This window comes from Bacteroides cellulosilyticus DSM 14838, assembly GCF_000158035.1.
GTDB lineage: Bacteria > Bacteroidota > Bacteroidia > Bacteroidales > Bacteroidaceae > Bacteroides > Bacteroides cellulosilyticus.
Genome location: NZ_EQ973495.1, coordinates 513,606 through 532,211, shown reverse-complemented (window position 1 = coordinate 532,211; position 18,606 = coordinate 513,606). Strand labels below are relative to the sequence as shown.

Here is an 18,606-nt window from a genome sequence, read left to right as displayed (position 1 = left end):
ATAGTAAATTGTAAATAATAGATAAAGCATGAGAGTATTAGTAACCGGAGCCAACGGACAACTTGGCAACGAGATGCAAGTTCTTGCAAAAGAGAATCCGCAACACACTTATTTTTTTACTGATGTACAGGAATTGGATATCTGTGACGAACAAGCTGTACAGGCTTGCATTGCAGAGAATCAGATTGATGTTGTAGTGAATTGTGCTGCTTACACAGCAGTTGACAAAGCGGAAGATAATGAAGAATTGTGCCGCAAACTGAATCAGGAAGCTCCGGGAATACTGGCACGTGCTGCGCAGGCCCATGGTGCTGCTATGATACAGGTTTCTACGGATTATGTTTTTGATGGAACAGCGCATATACCTTATAAAGAAGATTGCGAACCCTGTCCTAATTCTGTTTACGGCTTTACCAAGCTGGGGGGAGAAAAGGAAGTTATGCAGAATTGTGAGAAAGCGATGGTAATTCGTACAGCATGGTTATACTCTATTTATGGAAATAACTTTGTGAAAACGATGATTCGTCTGGGACGTGAGCGTGAGTCTTTAGGTGTGGTTTTTGATCAGATTGGTACGCCGACGTATGCAAATGATCTGGCACAAGCTATCTATGCTGCCATTAATCAGGGTATTGTACCGGGTATTTATCATTTCAGTGATGAAGGCGTATGTTCATGGTATGATTTTACGGTGGCTATACATCGCATTGCGGATATCACGACATGCAAGGTGAGTCCCTTACATACGGATGAGTATCCGGCAAAGGCACCACGTCCGCATTATTCCGTATTGGATAAGACGAAGATTAAGAAGACTTTCGGCATTGAAGTACCTCATTGGGAAGAGAGTCTGAAAGTATGTATTGAAAAACTGAATGCCCAATAATAATATTATACCAAATTTTATATATGGCCAATAATAACGAAATTGAGAGGAGAAGAACCTTTGCGATTATCGCGCATCCGGATGCCGGTAAAACATCTTTGACTGAAAAGCTATTGCTTTTTGGTGGACAGATCCAAGTGGCAGGTGCTGTAAAGAGCAATAAGATAAAGAAAACCGCTACATCGGACTGGATGGATATAGAGAAGCAACGTGGTATCTCTGTAACCACCTCTGTGATGGAGTTCGACTATAAAGAGTATAAGATTAATATCCTCGATACTCCCGGTCACCAGGATTTCGCTGAAGACACATATCGTACGTTGACTGCTGTAGATAGCGTTATCATCGTTGTAGATGGTGCCAAAGGTGTGGAAACACAGACGCGTAAGTTGATGGAAGTGTGCCGTATGCGTAATACGCCGGTCATTATATTCATCAATAAGATGGACCGTGAGGCCAAAGATCCTTTCGATTTGTTGGATGAGCTGGAGGAAGAACTTGCCATTCATGTACGTCCGTTGACCTGGCCTATCGAAAGTGGTGTGCGCTTTAAGGGAGTTTATAACATCTACGAAAACAATCTGAATCTTTTCCAGCCTTCCAAGCAAGTGGTGACGGAAAAGGTGGAGGTAGATATCAATACCGAAGAACTGGATAAGCAAATCGGTGCGCAATTGGCTGATAAGTTGCGTGGTGAGTTGGAATTGATAGATGGAGTTTATCCTGAATTTGATAAAGAAGAATATCTGAAGGGCGAACTGGCACCTGTATTCTTTGGTTCAGCTCTGAATAACTTTGGTGTGCAAGAGTTGCTGGATTGCTTTGTAGAGATAGCTCCAAGCCCTCGTCCTGTACAGGCGGAAGAACGTGAAGTGGAACCGGAAGAGCCTAAATTCACCGGATTTGTCTTTAAGATTACGGCGAATATCGACCCGAATCATCGTTCTTGTATCGCATTCTGTAAGATTTGCTCAGGTAAATTTACACGTAATGCTCCATACCTGCATGTGCGTCATGGAAAGACGATGCGTTTTTCTTCGCCCACACAGTTCATGGCACAGCGTAAGACGACTGTTGACGAGGCTTGGGCGGGTGATATCATCGGTTTGCCGGACAATGGTTCTTTTAAGATCGGTGATACGCTGACAGAAGGAGAAATGCTTCATTTCCGTGGTCTGCCGAGTTTCTCACCGGAGATGTTCAAGTATATCGAGAATGCTGACCCGATGAAACAGAAACAGCTTGCCAAAGGTATCGATCAGTTGATGGACGAAGGTGTGGCACAGTTGTTTGTCAACCAGTTCAACGGCCGGAAGATTATCGGTACGGTAGGGCAGTTGCAGTTTGAGGTTATCCAGTATCGCCTGGAGAATGAATATAGTGCGAAGTGCCGTTGGGAGCCGTTGAGCCTTTATAAGGCTTGCTGGATAGAGAGCGATAATCTTGAAGAACTGGAAGCATTCAAGAAGCGTAAGTATCAGTATATGGCGAAAGACCGTGAGGGGAGGGATGTCTTCTTGGCGGATAGCGGATATGTTCTGCAAATGGCTCAGATGGACTTCAAGAATATAAAATTCCACTTTACAAGCGAGTTCTGATTCGTATTCTGAATTGGGATTGAGAGATACAGGGATGCAAAGGGTAGAAACTTTGTATCCCTATATTTTTTTGTATATACTGTAAGTCTTCCCTCCCTTTTATAGACATCCTTGCATACTTTTTAATGAATGACCGACTGGGGTTGTTCAATCTACCGACTAGAGTTGTTCAGTTGACCCACTCCAGTTGTTCACTCTACCAACTGGAGTGGGTCGTTTATTAATAAGTACCTTTGCCGTAATAAAGTAAGGAGATTCCATGCATCAGGAAATAAGATTTTATATAAGGTATGAACTTCTTGCAAATGTTGAGAGCTATCCGGAAGAGGGGGAGCCGTATTGTGGCATGCAGAGATGAGATGGGAAGTTGTTTCAGCCGTAATACGGAATTAGAGAAAGTCTGAAAGAACTGAAGCCTGAAAGTTCTTTATTATACTTTGATTCGTTATCCGAATACTTGTTTCAATGAACTGGATCAAGATATATTGGTAATCAGTTCTATGGTAGGCGTTAATATCTTTATGGTTTCCATGCAATCCCTCCGCTTGAAGGGAGAACATGGAAACTTTCGTTTTAGCATCTTTTAGTGTTATTTTTCTATTTTATTTCATTGATAATCCGTAATTTCGGACGATTTTTTGTAAAACAGACCGAATAACTAATAATTTATAATATGGAAAATCTCAACACAGCGCTTTTGCTGATGGTGGTAGGTATGACGACAGTGTTCGCTATCCTGCTGATTGTAATCTACTTAGGTAAAGGACTTATTCTTCTGGTAAACAAGTACGCCCCTGAAGAGGTGGTGCCGGATAAGAAAGGTGCGCAAGGTCCTGCCGCAATTCCTGGAAACATTTTGGCTGCTATCAGTGCCGCTGTAACAGTGGTGACACAAGGCAAGGGTAAAGTAGCCAAGGTCGAGAAAATAAAATGATAATCTTTAATAAAAAACACACACCTATTTATTTAGTATGAAAAAGGAAATTAAGTTCAGCCTGGTTTTCAGGGACATGTGGCAGAGTGCCGGAAAATATGTGCCCCGCGTAGACCAGCTGGTAAAGGTTGCTCCAGCTATTGTTGAAATGGGCTGTTTTGCCCGCGTAGAAACCAATGGCGGAGGTTTTGAACAGGTAAATCTATTGTTTGGTGAAAATCCTAATAAAGCTGTACGTGCATGGACGAAGCCGTTTCACGAGGCTGGTATACAAACTCACATGTTGGACCGTGCACTGAACGGTCTTCGCATGAGCCCCGTACCTGCCGATGTGCGTAAGCTGTTTTATAAAGTGAAGAAAGTTCAGGGAACAGATATCACACGTACATTCTGCGGATTGAATGATGTTCGTAACATTGCTCCCTCCATCACTTATGCAAAGGAAGCAGGAATGATTTCCCAGTGTTCGCTTTGTATCACTCATTCTCCCATCCATACGGTGGAATATTACACCAATATGGCGTTAGAGCTGATCAAGGCAGGTGCTGATGAAATCTGTGTCAAGGATATGGCAGGTATCGGACGTCCGGTATCATTGGGCAAGATCGTAGCAAATATCAAGGCTGCACATCCTGAAATTCCTATTCAATATCATAGTCATGCAGGTCCCGGTTTCAATATGGCAAGTATCCTCGAAGTTTGCGAGGCTGGTTGCGATTATATTGACGTGGGCATGGAACCGTTGTCATGGGGTACGGGACACGCTGACTTGCTGAGTGTGCAGGCTATGCTGAAAGATGCAGGTTTCCAGGTTCCTGAGGTGAATATGGAAGCATACATGAAGGTACGTGCTTTGATTCAGGAATTTATGGATGACTTCCTCGGTTTGTATATCAGTCCGAAGAACCGCTTGATGAACTCTTTGTTGATCGGTCCGGGACTTCCGGGGGGTATGATGGGTAGCTTGATGGCTGACTTGGAGTCCAATCTGGAATCTATCAATAAATATAAGGCGAAACGTAACTTGCCGTTTATGACGCAGGATCAGTTGCTTATCAAGCTGTTCAATGAAGTGGCTTATGTATGGCCGCGCGTAGGTTATCCTCCGTTGGTAACTCCGTTCAGCCAGTATGTTAAGAATCTGGCGATGATGAACGTGATTGCTATGGAAAAAGGTAAGGAACGTTGGGGTATGATTGCTGATGATATCTGGGATATGCTGTTGGGTAAAGCTGGTAAATTGCCGGGTACGCTAGCTCCCGAAATCATTGAGAAAGCCGAACGTGAAGGCCGTAAGTTCTTTACCGGAAACCCACAGGATAATTATCCGGATGCGCTTGATAAGTATCGCAAGATGATGAAAGAGAACAAATGGGATTTGGGCGAAGATGATGAAGAACTTTTCGAATATGCCATGCATCCGGCACAATACGAAGCATACAAGAGTGGCAAGGCGAAAGAAGACTTCCTGGCAGACGTGGAAAAACGGAAGGCGGAACTTAATAAGTCTCCGTTGGACGACGCCAAACCGAAAACACTTACCGTTCAGGTAGATGGACAGGCTTATCGCGTAACGGTCGCTTACGGTGATATTGATTTGCCGGCAGATGCTACAGCGAAAGTGGAAGCTCCCGTAGGCGAAGGACAAGATGTACCTGCTCCGTTGGAAGGCAAGTTCTTCCTGACGAAGAATGCCCAGGAAACCCCGATAAAGGTAGGTGATAAAGTGAAGAAAGGCGATTTGCTTTGCTACATTGAAGCTATGAAGACATACAATGCCATTCGTGCCGATTTTGACGGTACTGTGACGGCTATTTGTGCTACTTCGGGTGACTCTGTTGCAGAAGATGATGTATTAATGAAGATAGGATAAACAGCGATGGAAGAAATATTTGCAAGACTCTACGATATGACGGCTTTCAGCAACATCATTGCTGATCCGTCGTTTCTGGTGATGTATGCCATTGCTTTCATTCTGCTGTATTTGGGTATCAAAAAGCATTACGAACCTTTGCTGCTGGTACCTATCGCTTTCGGTGTGCTCATTGCTAACTTTCCCGGTGGAGAGATGGGCGTCATCCAGGCAGATCAGAATGGAATGGTTTTGGTAAATGGAGTAATGAAGAACATTTGGGAAATGCCGTTGCATGAAATTGCACACGATTTGGGACTGATGAACTTCATCTATTATATGTTGATTAAGACAGGGTTCCTGCCGCCTATCATCTTCATGGGTGTGGGTGCTTTGACCGACTTCGGACCGATGCTTCGTAACCTGCGTCTCTCTATCTTTGGGGCGGCAGCGCAATTGGGTATCTTTACTGTATTGCTGGTGGCTGTGTTGATTGGTTTCACACCGCAAGAAGCGGCTGCATTGGGTATTATCGGTGGTGCCGATGGTCCTACGGCTATCTTTACCACTATCAAGCTGGCTCCGCATTTGCTGGGACCGATTGCTATCGCAGCATATTCTTACATGGCATTGGTGCCGGTAATTATTCCGTTAGTGGTGAAATTACTCTGTTCGAAGAAGGAATTGATGATCAATATGAAGGAACAAGAGAAACTCTATCCTTCGAAAACCGAAATCAAGGAACCTGCGTGTACTGAAGATTATTTTCCCGATTGCAGTAACTACGATCGTTGCTCTCTTTGTGCCGACGGCAGTGCCTTTGATTGGTATGTTGATGTTCGGTAACTTGATAAAAGAAATCGGTACGGATACCAGTCGTTTATTCGATGCGGCAGCGAACAGTATTATGAATGCGGCAACTATTTTCTTAGGACTGAGTGTAGGTGCCACAATGACGAGTGAAGCGTTCCTGAATTGGACGACTATCGGCATTGTAGTGGGTGGTTTCCTTGCATTCGCACTTTCTATTTCAGGTGGTATCTTCTTTGTGAAGCTGTTCAACCTGTTCAGCAAGAAGAAGATCAACCCGCTCATTGGTGCAACTGGACTGAGTGCTGTGCCTATGGCAAGCCGTGTGTGCAATGAGATTGCTACGAAGTATGATCCGAAGAACCATGTGCTGAATTACTGTATGTCCAGTAACATCTCCGGTGTTATCGGTTCGGCGGTGGCTGCGGGTGTGCTGATCTCGTTCTTGGGATAAGGAGAATAGATACGCGGACGACGCGGATTGAGGCGGACGAACGCAGACTTTTTAGGCGCGGATTACACGGATTCTTTCATTACAATAAAGAAATAAATCCGTGTAATCCGTGTAATCCGCGCCCGACTTTTTATTCACTAATCACTTTCTTGTATTCTGCCACTGCCATTTTCTCTGCCAGATGCGCATTGATCAGGTTCGTATGTGCCTGTGTCCACGACAATTGTGCGGACAATACATCTGCCATACTGGACTTCCCTTCATTATAAGAGAAAGTGACAAGGTCCAGGTTCTCTTCGGCAAGAGCCATATTTTCCTTTGCTGTCTTTACTTGTTGCTCCGTTTCCGTCAGTTTTGTAGTGGCGGCGGAGAGCTCTTCAAGAATATTATCAGTGATATAACTTTGTTGCAGCTTCTGGATACCAATGAATGCTTTCTGTTGCCGGTTTGTCTTGAAACGCGCCCCCCAACGGAAGATGGGGATACTGACGTTTACTCCGGCTACAGGCGTATGAGGGATTTCCTGTCCCATGTACGTGATACCGGTATCCCAACCTGTGGCAAGGAACATGCTTACCTGAGGATTGTACTTGCTGAGGGCGGCATGGCGTTGTGCCTCACTCCGGGCAATGTTTACCGTTGTGCTGGCATAATCGGCGCGGCGTGGAAGTACATCGTCAAGTCCAAGAATGTCGACGGGTTCACTGGCTATACTGATTTCACTTAGGCTATCTACGGGAGTATTGGGTGCTACTCCCATCAAAATGTTCAGTTGTTGTAAGGCAAGGGTATAGTTCTGACGGGCCTTGATATACTGCAATTCAGCTTCTTTCTGGCGGGTGGAAATCATCAGCAGGTCTGTACGACTGATAGCGCCATCATTGAAGCGATCCTGAATAATATCGTGCTGCTTCTTTATGATATCCTGAAATGTAGCAGCAGCCTCAAGACTGGCATAGGCGGCTGAGGCATTCCAATAAACAGCATCGCTTTGATAATGAATTTGGTCGAGAGTTAGTTCAGTGGTGAGTTGGCTTAACTCTTCGTCAGCCTGTGCCATACGCTTCTGAGCTATTAGAGAACCACCCGTATAGAGGGGTTGTGCCAAAGTTGCGAGTGCCTGATAGGTGTAGGGGCGGTATTCACCTTTCGGACTGTTCCACTTATCCAGGTGGTTGAGGTTGGCGGTACCTTCGGCTGTGATGTCTATTTGTGGCAGGAAGCCGGTATTTGCTATTTTTCGCGCTTCGGTGTTTGCCATGGTTTTCAGACGCTGCTGTTTCAGCACCTGGCTGTAGGCTTCTACTTTGTCACGATATGCTTCGCGGCTTAAGAACTGCTGGGCTCCGGCTTTCAGACCGAAGCTGCAAAGTAATGTAAGTATGGTTATTATCTTTTTCATAATTATCTCTTTATTTCTTATTTAAGCGAATAGTTAAGAGTATCCGGAGTTTATCCTTTGATCTTATGTATCGCACAATATGCCACCGGAAGCACGAACAGCGTCAATGCTGAGGCTACCAGCAGACCACCCATGATGGTTGCCGCCATACCACCGAACATAGCGTCGAATAGCAACGGCAACATACCCAGAATCGTAGTTCCGGACGCCATGGCTACAGGTATGATACGGCTGGTTGTAGCACTGATTACCGCATTCAGCGGCGCTTTTCCGGAAGCAACTTCTATGTCGATTTGATCTACCAATACAATTGCATTTTTGATATTCATACCAATCAATCCCAGTAGACCGAGAACAGAGAAAAAGTCGAATGATTTACCAAGCAAGATTAATCCCAGTACGATTCCGATAAAGATAAGTGGCAACATCAATAGGATGACAATTGGCTTGCGGTAGGTTCTGAATAGGAACAACAGGGTAATAAACATTAAGAAAAACGTTAGTGGCATATTAGCTGCCAATGCTGCATTACTTTCTGCCTGACTTTCCTGTTCACCAAAATACTTCATGGTATATCCTTCCGGTACCTGAATTTCTTCTTGTACTTCTTTCCATATCTTATTGAATGCTGCTATGGCATTTACTCCCCGGCGTGGATCGGCTTGCGCCATCATTACCATCTGACGGTTATAGTCTTTTACATTCGAGAACTTATATTGGAAATCAAATTCACTGACTACTTGTTCCAGGGTAGTGGTTTCCTGTGTTGTTCCGAATACGGGTAGTGTACGCAGGTCGTTGATGCGGAAAGAATCGACTGTGTTATCCTTTAGCAGGATGGGCAGCACCTGATCGCCTTCACGATATTCGCCTAATGTCATACCGCTTGTACCGATCTGAATGCTCTGTGCCATACTTTGCCGGGAGACACCTAACGGTTGGGCACGTTCCGGACTGTAAACGGGTTTCCATACAGGAATCTTATTCCCCCATGAATTGCGTACGTTGATGAGATTATTATCCCGATGCATGATTTCCAGGACTTTGTTGGTCAGCATCACCAGTGAATCGACATTATTACCGATAAAGCCGATTTCAATGGCGGCGTCTACCGCAGGCGATAGCTTAAACAAAGTGGTACGGGTGATGGCATTCGGATAGTTTGCCTTCATATACTGGTCGAAGTTCTCTTCGTATTCCTTTGTATATTTACTGTCAGTCAGTTCGATAAGTATATTGGCAAAGTTGGGCTTAGGACCGACGGAAGTAGATGCCAGATAGTAACGTAACGGCGTACTTCCGAATGTGGTGGATATTCGTTTCACTTCCGGTTGTTGCAGGAGGTGCGCTTCCACCTGTTTCATTTCCTTTTCTACGTCACGGATGCTGTAACCGTCCGGATAGAATATATCGGCACGGAAATAGGGCTTATCCAGTGAGGGGAAGAAGTTTTGCGGCATCATTCCCATGATGACCAGTGAGATGATAAACAGGATTACCATACTACCCAGTGTAAGAGTCTTCTTCTTGATAAGTACTCCAAGGATAGAGGCGAACTTGTGATAGAAAGGTTTATCATACGGGTCTTTATTGGTATCGCCGGATTTGGCTTTCAGAATAAAGTTACCGAAAGTGGTGGTTTGTGTGAGTGCCAGTATCCAGCTTAATCCCAAAGAAATGGCAAGTACGACAAACAGGGGTTTCACGATTTCCGCTACGGCAGAAGGGGCGAGGTACAACGGCAGGAATGAACAAATGGCGATGAACGTAGCGCCAAGTAATCCCCATTGCGGTCCGGTAGCTCCATCTATCAGTGCTTTTCGCCGGTCTATACCTCGGGCAATGGCTATTTGTGCATTGTCTGTCACTACAATAGCATTATCCACCAGCATACCCATGGCAATGATGAAACCTGCCAGTGAAGTACGGTTCAATCCTACTCCCATGAAAGACATGATGAGCAGCGTACCGCCAATGGTGAATATCAACGAACTGCCGATAAGTATACCTGCACGCAACCCCATTACCAACATGATGATAACGATTACAATGAGGAGGGATTCTATCAGGTTAATGATGAAACCATTATTTGCTTCCTGAGCTATGACATTTTCCGGATACAGACTTTCCAATTCCAACCCTACCGGAATAAGGGGAAGAAGTTCAGCCAGTTTCTGATCTACCAGTTCTCCAGTCTTTACTACATCTTTTGTCGGGTCGGTGGAAACACCGATACCTATGGCACGCTTTCCGTTGACGTGCATGATGTTGCCGGGAGGATCCATATATCCTTTTTCAATGACGGCAATATCACCCAGTTTCACCTGTCCGCCCGGAGTGGTAATCACTTGGTTCCGGATGTCATTGACGGTAGTATAGGTTCCGTTGGCTACAATACGCAGTTGTTGTTCACCGGCATTGATTTCACCTGTATTGATAATCTGGTTTTGCGATTGTAACAGACTTGCTACTTGCTTCGGATCTATACCCATACCGGCCAGTTTATTGACGGATATATAGATATTTACCACCTCGGTTTGTGTACCGAACAAGGCTACTTTCATAACTCCGTCAGCAGTGATAACCTGGGTTTTGATACGTTCTGCCCAGTTGCGCATTTCTTCGTAAGAGAAACCGTCATCGCCTACCAAGCCATAGTATATGCCGAATACATCGCCGAAATCGTCCGATACCGTGGGAACGGAAGCGCCGGCGGGTAGTTGCGGTTGTATGTTGAGCACCTTACGGCGCAATTCATCCCACTTTTGCGGAATCGACTCTGCGGAAAGGGAAGGTTGAAGCTCGAATGTTATCTTGGATAGTCCGTACATGGACTCCGACTTAATTTTATATACACCACTCATCGACTGTATCTCGCGGGAGATCGGTTCAGTGATCAGTCGTTCTACTTCTGCTGGTTCCGCCCCCGGGTAGCGGGTCATTATGACCGCTGACTTGATGACAAAGGGTGCATCCTCTTTCTTTCCCAACCGGTCGAATGATAGTATACCACCGATTAGCAACACAGCCAGGAAGAAATAAATAATCTTGGTGTTGTCTAATGCATATTTAGCTAAATTCATATGATTTATATTTGGGCGACCTCAAGGTCGCAGTGGTTGGTAGTCTAATTGATAACTTTCACCGTTTGTCCGTCCACCAGTTGGTGCACTCCGGCAATTACAATAGTTTCTCCCGGCTGTATACCGGCAGAGATAAGAGCATTGGCTTCTCCGGTAGGAGAGTATACGGTTACTTCCCGCTTGCTTACCTTATTGTCTTTTACTACCCACACATAGGTCCTCTGGTTCTCGCTTTCACCGAATATGGCACTGAGCGGAATATTCACAAGCTTTTCTTCCAAGAAGGGAGCTACGTCCGAAGCCAGCTTGATTTTGCACGTAAATCCCGGTTTCACATCGTATAGGGAACGGTTGAAAGCAGGATCTTCGATCGTAATAGTTACCGGGATACCTGTTCCGGCTGTAGAAATATCCAGATATTCTTCCAGTTTTGCATTGAATGTCGTGCCCGGATAGGTATCGAATACCACTTTGAATGTTACGTCCTTTGCCCGAAGTAGATAGAGATAATCATCCGGTACGGTGAATTTGATGCGGAGCTTCTGTGTATTCACCAATTGTACAATGCCTTCCCCAGAGTTCACGCGCTGATAGTTTTCTACCAGACGTTTTTCAATAGAACCGTCGAAGGGAGCGGTAAGTTTGGTATCCCGCATATTATTGCTGGATAATTCATAAGCTGACTTTGCCTTTTGATAATTGGCAACGCTGATCTCATATTCCTGCACGGAGATAGCTTGGCGTCCCAACAGGCGTTTGTTACGTTCTACCTGTGCTGCGGCAGTCTCGTAAGCGGCTTTGTCGGCGGCGTATTGCAGGGAAATGTCACGCGGATCAATGGCGGCGATCAGCTGTCCTTTCTTTACCCGCTGACCTTCTACCACAGGCAGATTTATGACCTGTCCGCTGACACGGAAGGCCAGTTTCACGTATTCTACGGCTTCTACAATACCGGAGAAGTCTTTCCGGATGACCGATTGGGAGCTGGCAGTAGCTGTCTTGACAGGTCGGATCAGCGTGGCATCGCCCTCTTTCTTGTGCCCGCATGATGTGGCAAGCAGCATCACGCTGATGGCGAACAAATAGATTTTCTTCATACTAATGTATAGTTGTTCGTTTAGGTATAAAAAACATAAAACCGGAAAAACAGATAATTGTTCTCCCGGTTTATTTTGTTACGCGTTGTTAATGATACAGGCTTCTACTCCTCTATCCTGAGCAACAAATCGGTGCCCAATTTGAGCTTATAAACGTTTTCATATACTTGTATGTTCAGTTCTTCTCCGGCAATAAGTGAAATATTTATTTCTTTGCCTACATGCATATGAAGTGTACGTCCCTGATAATTTATCTGGAAGGAGTAACTGTTCCACTTCTCGGGAATGACTGGGAAGAAAGAGAGTATGCCCTCCAGAATCTGCATCCCGGCAAAGCCTCGTACAATGGCAAGCCAGCTGCCCGGCATACTGGTGATATGCAGTCCTTGGTGAGTTTCGTTGTTGTAATCATCCAGGTCGAGACGGGTGGCATGCAGAAAGAGTTGGTAAGCCTTTTCCACTTCTCCGATGCGGGCGGCAAGAATGGAGTGGATGTGCGGGGAAAGTGAAGATTCATGCACCGTCATTGTTTCATAGAAGTCGAAGTTGCGGCGGACTGTTTCCTTATCGAAATTGAAATAATACAGATATAGGCCCAACAATACATCGCTTTGTTTGATGTAGCATGAACGAAGAATACGATCCCACGACCAGTGCTGATTGATGGGGCGTTCTTCGGGTGGAATGGCATCGGTACTGTTCAGTTCCTTATCCAGGAAACCGTCATTTTGTACAAAGATCCCCAGTTCTTTATCTTCCGGCAGATACATACGGTTGATAATGTCGCGCCAGCGTTCAGCCTCTTCTTGTTGGCGGAGGTTGGTGACACGGCGTACACGCGCATATTCGTCGGGGTATTCTCCGGCAATGATCTCAAGATAGTTAAGTGTCATCCGCAGGCACTGCACACACGAGTAATTGGTGTACCAGTTATTATCTACGTTGTTTTCGTACTCATCCGGTCCGGTGACACCCAGTATCACATATTTCTGTTTTGGTTTGGAGAAAGATACACGCTGGCTCCAGAAACGGGAGACGGCGATCATTACTTCCAGTCCGTATTTGGCTACATAATCTTTACTGCCAGTGATTGCAGCATGCTGTGCAATGGCATAGACGATGATATTATTGCGATGTATTTCTTCAAAGGTAATTTCCCATTCACTGTGGCATTCTTCACCGCTGTAAGTAACTTGCGGGAAGAGGGCGGCACCCTCTTTGAAACCCAGTTTGCGGGCATTCTCTATCGCTTTCGGTAGTTGGTTATAGCGGTATATCAACAGGTTTTTCACAATCTCCCTCGGAGTAGAGAGTAGGAAGAACGGTACACAACAAAGTTCCGTATTCCAGTATGTGTTTCCACCGTATTTTTCACCAGTGAATCCTTTCGGACCGATATTCAGGCGCGGATCATCACCGCGGTACGTCTGGCATAGTTGAAAGATGTTGTACCGGACACCCTGTTGTGCTTCCGGATCGCCTTCGATAACCACATCCATTTCTTTCCATATATTGGCCCAGGCTTGCTGATGATCGTTTTCCAGCTTATCCCAGCCGTCTATTTTAGTCTGACGGGCTTTGGTGACGGAATGTTCTATCAGTTCCTGGCGTTCATCATAGAGCGACGAACTTATAACGGTATATTTGATGAGCATTACATTGTCTCCCGGTTTCACATCTGCCCCGATGCTGAACCCGGTTTGTTTCTCCTTTTCAATGCGTATCGGGTTCGAGGTGGTTTCTTTGCCGTTCTTGAAGAACTGATAGGTCATGGCATAGCACACTTGCGCATCTTCACGTCGGGTTTGCGTCCATAGATAAGCACAATCCTTTGTGACGCCGGAACGGAGGATATTCCATATCTTCTCGTTTGGATCATCATCCTTATTGACTATGACTGCATCCAAGGAGGGAATCAGTGATATTCTTCCCGTATAATTGATGGAGGTGACGCTGTATTTTATCAGACATAAATCGGGGTGAGCCATATTGTTGATATGCTCCACATGTACCCGTATTTGGTGTCCTTTGGGAGATGTGATTTCGAAGTCCCGGTAGGAGATACCCGCTTTCATATCAAGCCTGCGGCTGAAGCTGTTCACGTCCCATTGTGCCAGGTCCAGTTCTTCGTCGATAAGGCGCAGACTGACACGACTCCAGTCTGCTGCATTGGGAATACGGGTATAGAAATGAGGGAAACCGTTTTTCCACCAGCCTACACGCGTTTTATCAAGAAAGGTGATACCGGCAACGAATGAACCACGGTATGAGTCGCTTGAATAAGGTTCCTCGAAATTGCCCCGTTGGCCGAAGCGACCGTTCCCAAGACTGAATATACTTTCTGACATTCGCAGGTTGTCGGCGTGAAAGTTATCTTCAATAATATTCCATTCATCGGTTTTAAGGTATCTTTTCATGGTGTGTATCTCAATGGTGATTATGGCCGTAAAGATAAACAAATAAACGGATAAACGGCAATGATGAGGAAAAAAAGAAGACAAAGAATATCTAAAGAATAAGATGTGTTTGGTTCTTTTATAAGAATCGCCCCGATCTTTTTAAAGGAACGGGGCGATTATCGTAGAGAAAAGAGTTGTTTGTCGTAGAGGGATAGATATCTCCTTTTAAGTATGTTTTCGCACGGATTATGCTTTTGCTTGTTCTCCTTTGGTCTCTTTGATTAAATATACACAAACGGCACCGATAATCAACATCACGCCTGCCATGACAAGCATATTTATTTCAGGCGGTAACATGCCTTTCGGGGTGAACAGAGCCAGAATACTACCACCTAGCGTAGCAGCTACAATCTGCGGAATACAGATCGTTCCGTTGAACAGTCCCAGATAGGTACCCATGTGTCCGCCGCTTAGAGCATTGGTCAGGATGGTGAAAGGCAATGCCAGCATAGCTGCCCATGCGCAACCGATAAGCAAAAAGGAGATGAATAATACATATTGATTGTGAACGAAATACGTGGAGATGAAACCTATTCCACCCAAAACAAGACTGAGTGAGTAGATCAGTTTGCGGTTCTTGAACATCGGGATACATACAGCCCAGAGTACAGAACCAATGGCCTGTACGGCAAACAATACGCCTACCCAGTCGGCAGCATTCTGATATTGGATACTCTTAGTGTCCAGCACTACTTTGTTTGCGCCGTTCACCACAGTTTCAACAGTAGGAGCATCGAATACATTGGCAGCTACACTACCATTGGTATAGGTCCACATGAACATGAAGGCAAACCAACAGAAGAACTGGACCAAACCTACTGTCCAGAAAGCTTTCGGTGCTTTCACCAGTAGTTTCACCATATTGATCTTTTCCTTTTTTTCCTCTTCGGTGATGCCATGGTATTCCGCATATTCGGCAGGTGGCATTTCTTTCACCTTTACTGTGGTGTAGATGACGCAAAGTATCAGAATGGCTGCTCCGATATAGAAGGAATATATAACTGAGTCGGGAACTACACCTTGGGGAGCTATGTTGCTGATGCCTATCCATGTAAAGATGAACGGGAACAGGAAACCTACCAAGCTACCGGCATTGCACAGGAAACTCTGGATAGAGTAGGCAAGGCCTTTTTGCTTTTCGTTTACCATGTCGCCCACCATCATTTTGAATGGCTGCATCGCCATATTGATGGATGTATCCAGAAACATCAACGATACTAATCCGAATATCATTGCCGTGCTGACTGCCATACCGAAGCTACCGGCATTCGGCAGCAGGCACATTACCAGTACGGCTACCAGTGAACCGACAAAGAGGTAAGGAATACGTCGTCCGAAGCGTGTCCACGTTTTGTCGCTTGCAGCACCTACGATGGGCTGCACGATGATACCTGCCAATGGTGGCAATATCCAAAAATAACTTAAATTGTGCGGGTCTGCACCCAATGTCGCAAAAATACGGCTGATGTTCGCACTCTGCAAAGCATACGCAATCTGTACGCCAAAGAAGCCGAAGCTGATATTCCACAGCTTCCAAAAGCTCAAATCAGGTTTTACTTTCATTCTTTATTTTATGTATTAGATATTTATTCAGTTATTTCGTTGTTCCCCTCACTACAAGATTCGTTCTCACAATCTTGTTGCTACTCTTATCATCGCCCCCTTCCAGTTTACCTGTCAGAATGCTGAAAGCGCTTTTTCCAACTTCTTCTCCATGCTGTTCTACGGTGGTCAGTTTGGGATCTGTGCTTTGGGCGATGGCACCGTCGGTAAATCCGCAGATCGATACTTCGTCGGGCACTTTCTTTCCAACCAGTTTGCAGGCATACAGAATGCCTGAAGCTGTTTCGTCATTGATGGCGAAGAAACCGTCGGGATGCTCGGAACCTTCCAGTATGTCAGGGGTGATGGATATGGCACGTTCCCGGGTATCACACAACATAATCATGCTGTCGTCTACGGGAATCTTGTATTTCTTCATGGCATCCAGATAGCCATTCCGGCGGTTCTTGGTGATTTCCAAATGCGGGGCTGCTCCATAAAACAGGATACGCTTGCAGCCTGTCTGTATCATATACTCTACAGCAGCAAAAGAACCGGCATAGTCGTCCACTACCACCCGCTCTGTTTTCAATCCGGTGCAGATGCGGTCGTAGAACACAATGGGAATATTGTTATTCAGCAAGTCCTGATAATGGTCGTATTGGGAAGTATCTTTTGCTAATGAGGCAATCACACCACAGACGCGGGCGGCAAGGAATGAATGTACGATTTTCACTTCCTGTTCATAAGATTCGTTGCTCTGCGCTACCAGAATATTGTATCCTGCTTCGGCGGCAGCCTTTTCAATGCCACTCAGCACGCACGAGAAAAAGTGATGTACCAGTTGCGGCACAATTACACCGATTGTATTCGAACGGCTGGCTCGAAGATTTACTGCAAGTACGTTAGGCTTATAATTATGCTCGCGGGCGTAAGCATGTATAAGGTTGCGGGTTTCCTGGCTGATATCCGGGTTGTCCTTCAACGCTCTTGACACGGTAGAGGGCGAGACGTTCAACGCCCGTGCTATGTCCTTGATGGTAATCTGCGGTTTATTCATGGTATTCTCTAAGTATTCCTTTATCCAAAGGTAGTGCAAACCAAAAACAATACAAAATAAGCTTGCTTGTTTTTTTATTGCTGAGGTGCAGCTTATCTTATTGAACTGACTTATCCGGTTGCAAAAATAGCTGAATACATGAAATATCGCTTCTTCATTGACAGTTATCGGGTTAGTGATTTGCGCAAACGTTTGCAAACGTTACAGAAAGTCCCGTTGTCTTTATGCCGGTATTGAACCGGTAGGGAAAGATGTTATCAATATATGAATTTTTAACAAGTGCTTCGGCTTTTGTGATTGCCATTATGCTGGCGACCACAACGATATTGCCGGAAAGCGGATTGGCTAAACTTCGTAGAGCCCGTAATATCCTTGTACCTTCTTATTTCGTGCCAATACCTGACAGCCGCACTGAAGCTGACTTTGCAAGGAATGCCAACCGGCGTCTCTTTTTATCCTGTCCCTTTCACTTTCTTTCGTATGTTTGTTGCCCTTTTCCGCAAGAAGATGTACCTTTGTGGGTAAAGTTATGTATTCCAAATTAATAATTAGAGAAATGGAAGAACTTCAAGACAAATATGTACGTTTCGACTGGGCCATTAAGCGCCTGTTACGCCAGAAGGCAAACTTCGACGTGCTTGAAGGTTTCCTCACCGTGTTTCTGGGTGAGAAAGTCACTATTTTGGAAATTCTGGAGAGTGAAAGCAATCAACTGTCCGCTGAAGATAAATTCAACCGTGTGGACATCAAGGCCCGTAACAGTAAGGACGAGATCATCATTATCGAGATACAGAATACCCGCGAACTTTATAATCTGGAGCGGATTCTTTATGGCGTTGCCAAGGCTATCACTGAGCATATCTCGCTGGGTGAAACGTACTATAAGGTGAAGAAAATCTACTCCATCAGCGTTCTCTACTTCGATATCGGAAAGGGAAACGACTACCTGTATTACGGTCAGAACCATTTCGTAGGCGTCCATACGGGCGACCACCTTCAGGTGAATGTCAAGGAGCGTGATGCCATTGTCTCCCCCATGCCAGCCGAGATATTTCCCGAATATGTCCTTATCCGTGTGAATGAGTTCGACAAAGTGGCTGTCACACCACTTGAAGAATGGATGAAATATTTGAAGGACGGTACCATTCGCCCCGATACCACCGCTCCCGGTCTGAGCGAGGCTCGCGAGAAACTGAAATACTTCTCCATGCCCCCTAAAGAGCGCATGGCTTATGACGAGCATCTGAGCGCCGTGATGATTCAGAACGATGTGCTGGATTCTGCCAAACTGGAGGGAAAGATTGAAGGACGTGCGGAAGGACGTGCGGAAGGACGTGCAGAAGGACGTGCGGAAGGACGAGATGAAGAACGTTTTTCCATAGCCCGCAACATGAAGCAACTGGGTATTCCTGTTGACGTGATAGTAAAG

Annotated in this window: 11 protein-coding genes and 1 pseudogene; 6 read left to right on the top strand and 6 right to left on the bottom strand. The window is 45.4% G+C overall.

The genetic code is table 11. The annotated features are described in order from the left end of the window. The first annotated feature begins 28 nt into the window (after positions 1–28). From rfbD to BACCELL_RS24285, 5 genes and pseudogenes are all read left to right on the top strand, one after another. Positions 29–886: a dTDP-4-dehydrorhamnose reductase gene (gene rfbD, locus BACCELL_RS24305; protein ID WP_007214808.1), complete on the top strand. Its 858-nt coding sequence runs from the start codon at positions 29–31 to the stop codon at positions 884–886. Between the two features lie 23 nt (positions 887–909). After that, a complete protein-coding gene (locus BACCELL_RS24300; RefSeq protein WP_007214807.1) occupies positions 910–2,484 on the top strand; it encodes a peptide chain release factor 3 in 1,575 nt (524 codons plus the stop codon). Positions 2,485–3,157: 673 nt separating this feature from the next. Further along, complete coding sequence (locus BACCELL_RS24295) at positions 3,158–3,418, top strand: OadG family protein (protein ID WP_007214805.1); 261 nt, start codon at positions 3,158–3,160, stop codon at positions 3,416–3,418. A gap of 37 nt (positions 3,419–3,455) precedes the next feature. Next, positions 3,456–5,291 (top strand): biotin/lipoyl-containing protein, encoded by a 1,836-nt coding sequence (locus BACCELL_RS24290; RefSeq protein WP_007214804.1) that lies wholly within the window; start codon positions 3,456–3,458, stop codon positions 5,289–5,291. 6 nt (positions 5,292–5,297) lie between these two features. Further along, positions 5,298–6,534 (top strand): annotated as a pseudogene (locus tag BACCELL_RS24285) (sodium ion-translocating decarboxylase subunit beta). Positions 6,535–6,664: 130 nt separating this feature from the next. Here BACCELL_RS24285 and BACCELL_RS24280 read toward each other — a convergent pair. From BACCELL_RS24280 to BACCELL_RS24255, 6 genes are all read right to left on the bottom strand, one after another. Beyond that, positions 6,665–7,936: a TolC family protein gene (locus BACCELL_RS24280; protein WP_007214801.1), complete on the bottom strand. Its 1,272-nt coding sequence runs from the start codon at positions 7,934–7,936 to the stop codon at positions 6,665–6,667. Between the two features lie 50 nt (positions 7,937–7,986). Then, on the bottom strand, positions 7,987–11,019 hold the full coding sequence (locus BACCELL_RS24275; protein WP_007214800.1) for an efflux RND transporter permease subunit: 3,033 nt from the start codon (positions 11,017–11,019) through the stop codon (positions 7,987–7,989). Between the two features lie 44 nt (positions 11,020–11,063). After that, positions 11,064–12,116: an efflux RND transporter periplasmic adaptor subunit gene (locus BACCELL_RS24270; RefSeq protein WP_007214799.1), complete on the bottom strand. Its 1,053-nt coding sequence runs from the start codon at positions 12,114–12,116 to the stop codon at positions 11,064–11,066. A 104-nt stretch (positions 12,117–12,220) separates the two neighbouring features. After that, on the bottom strand, positions 12,221–14,533 hold the full coding sequence (locus tag BACCELL_RS24265; protein ID WP_007214798.1) for a family 65 glycosyl hydrolase domain-containing protein: 2,313 nt from the start codon (positions 14,531–14,533) through the stop codon (positions 12,221–12,223). Positions 14,534–14,761: 228 nt separating this feature from the next. Next, entirely contained in the window at positions 14,762–16,138 is a 1,377-nt protein-coding gene (locus tag BACCELL_RS24260) for an SLC45 family MFS transporter (protein WP_007214797.1), read from the bottom strand. 31 nt (positions 16,139–16,169) lie between these two features. Continuing rightward, on the bottom strand, positions 16,170–17,177 hold the full coding sequence (locus BACCELL_RS24255; protein WP_007217410.1) for a LacI family DNA-binding transcriptional regulator: 1,008 nt from the start codon (positions 17,175–17,177) through the stop codon (positions 16,170–16,172). Positions 17,178–17,733: 556 nt separating this feature from the next. Here BACCELL_RS24255 and BACCELL_RS24250 point away from each other — a divergent pair. Beyond that, positions 17,734–18,606, top strand: an 873-nt coding sequence (locus BACCELL_RS24250; protein ID WP_044154359.1) for an Rpn family recombination-promoting nuclease/putative transposase, incomplete at its 3' end; no start/stop codon positions are given.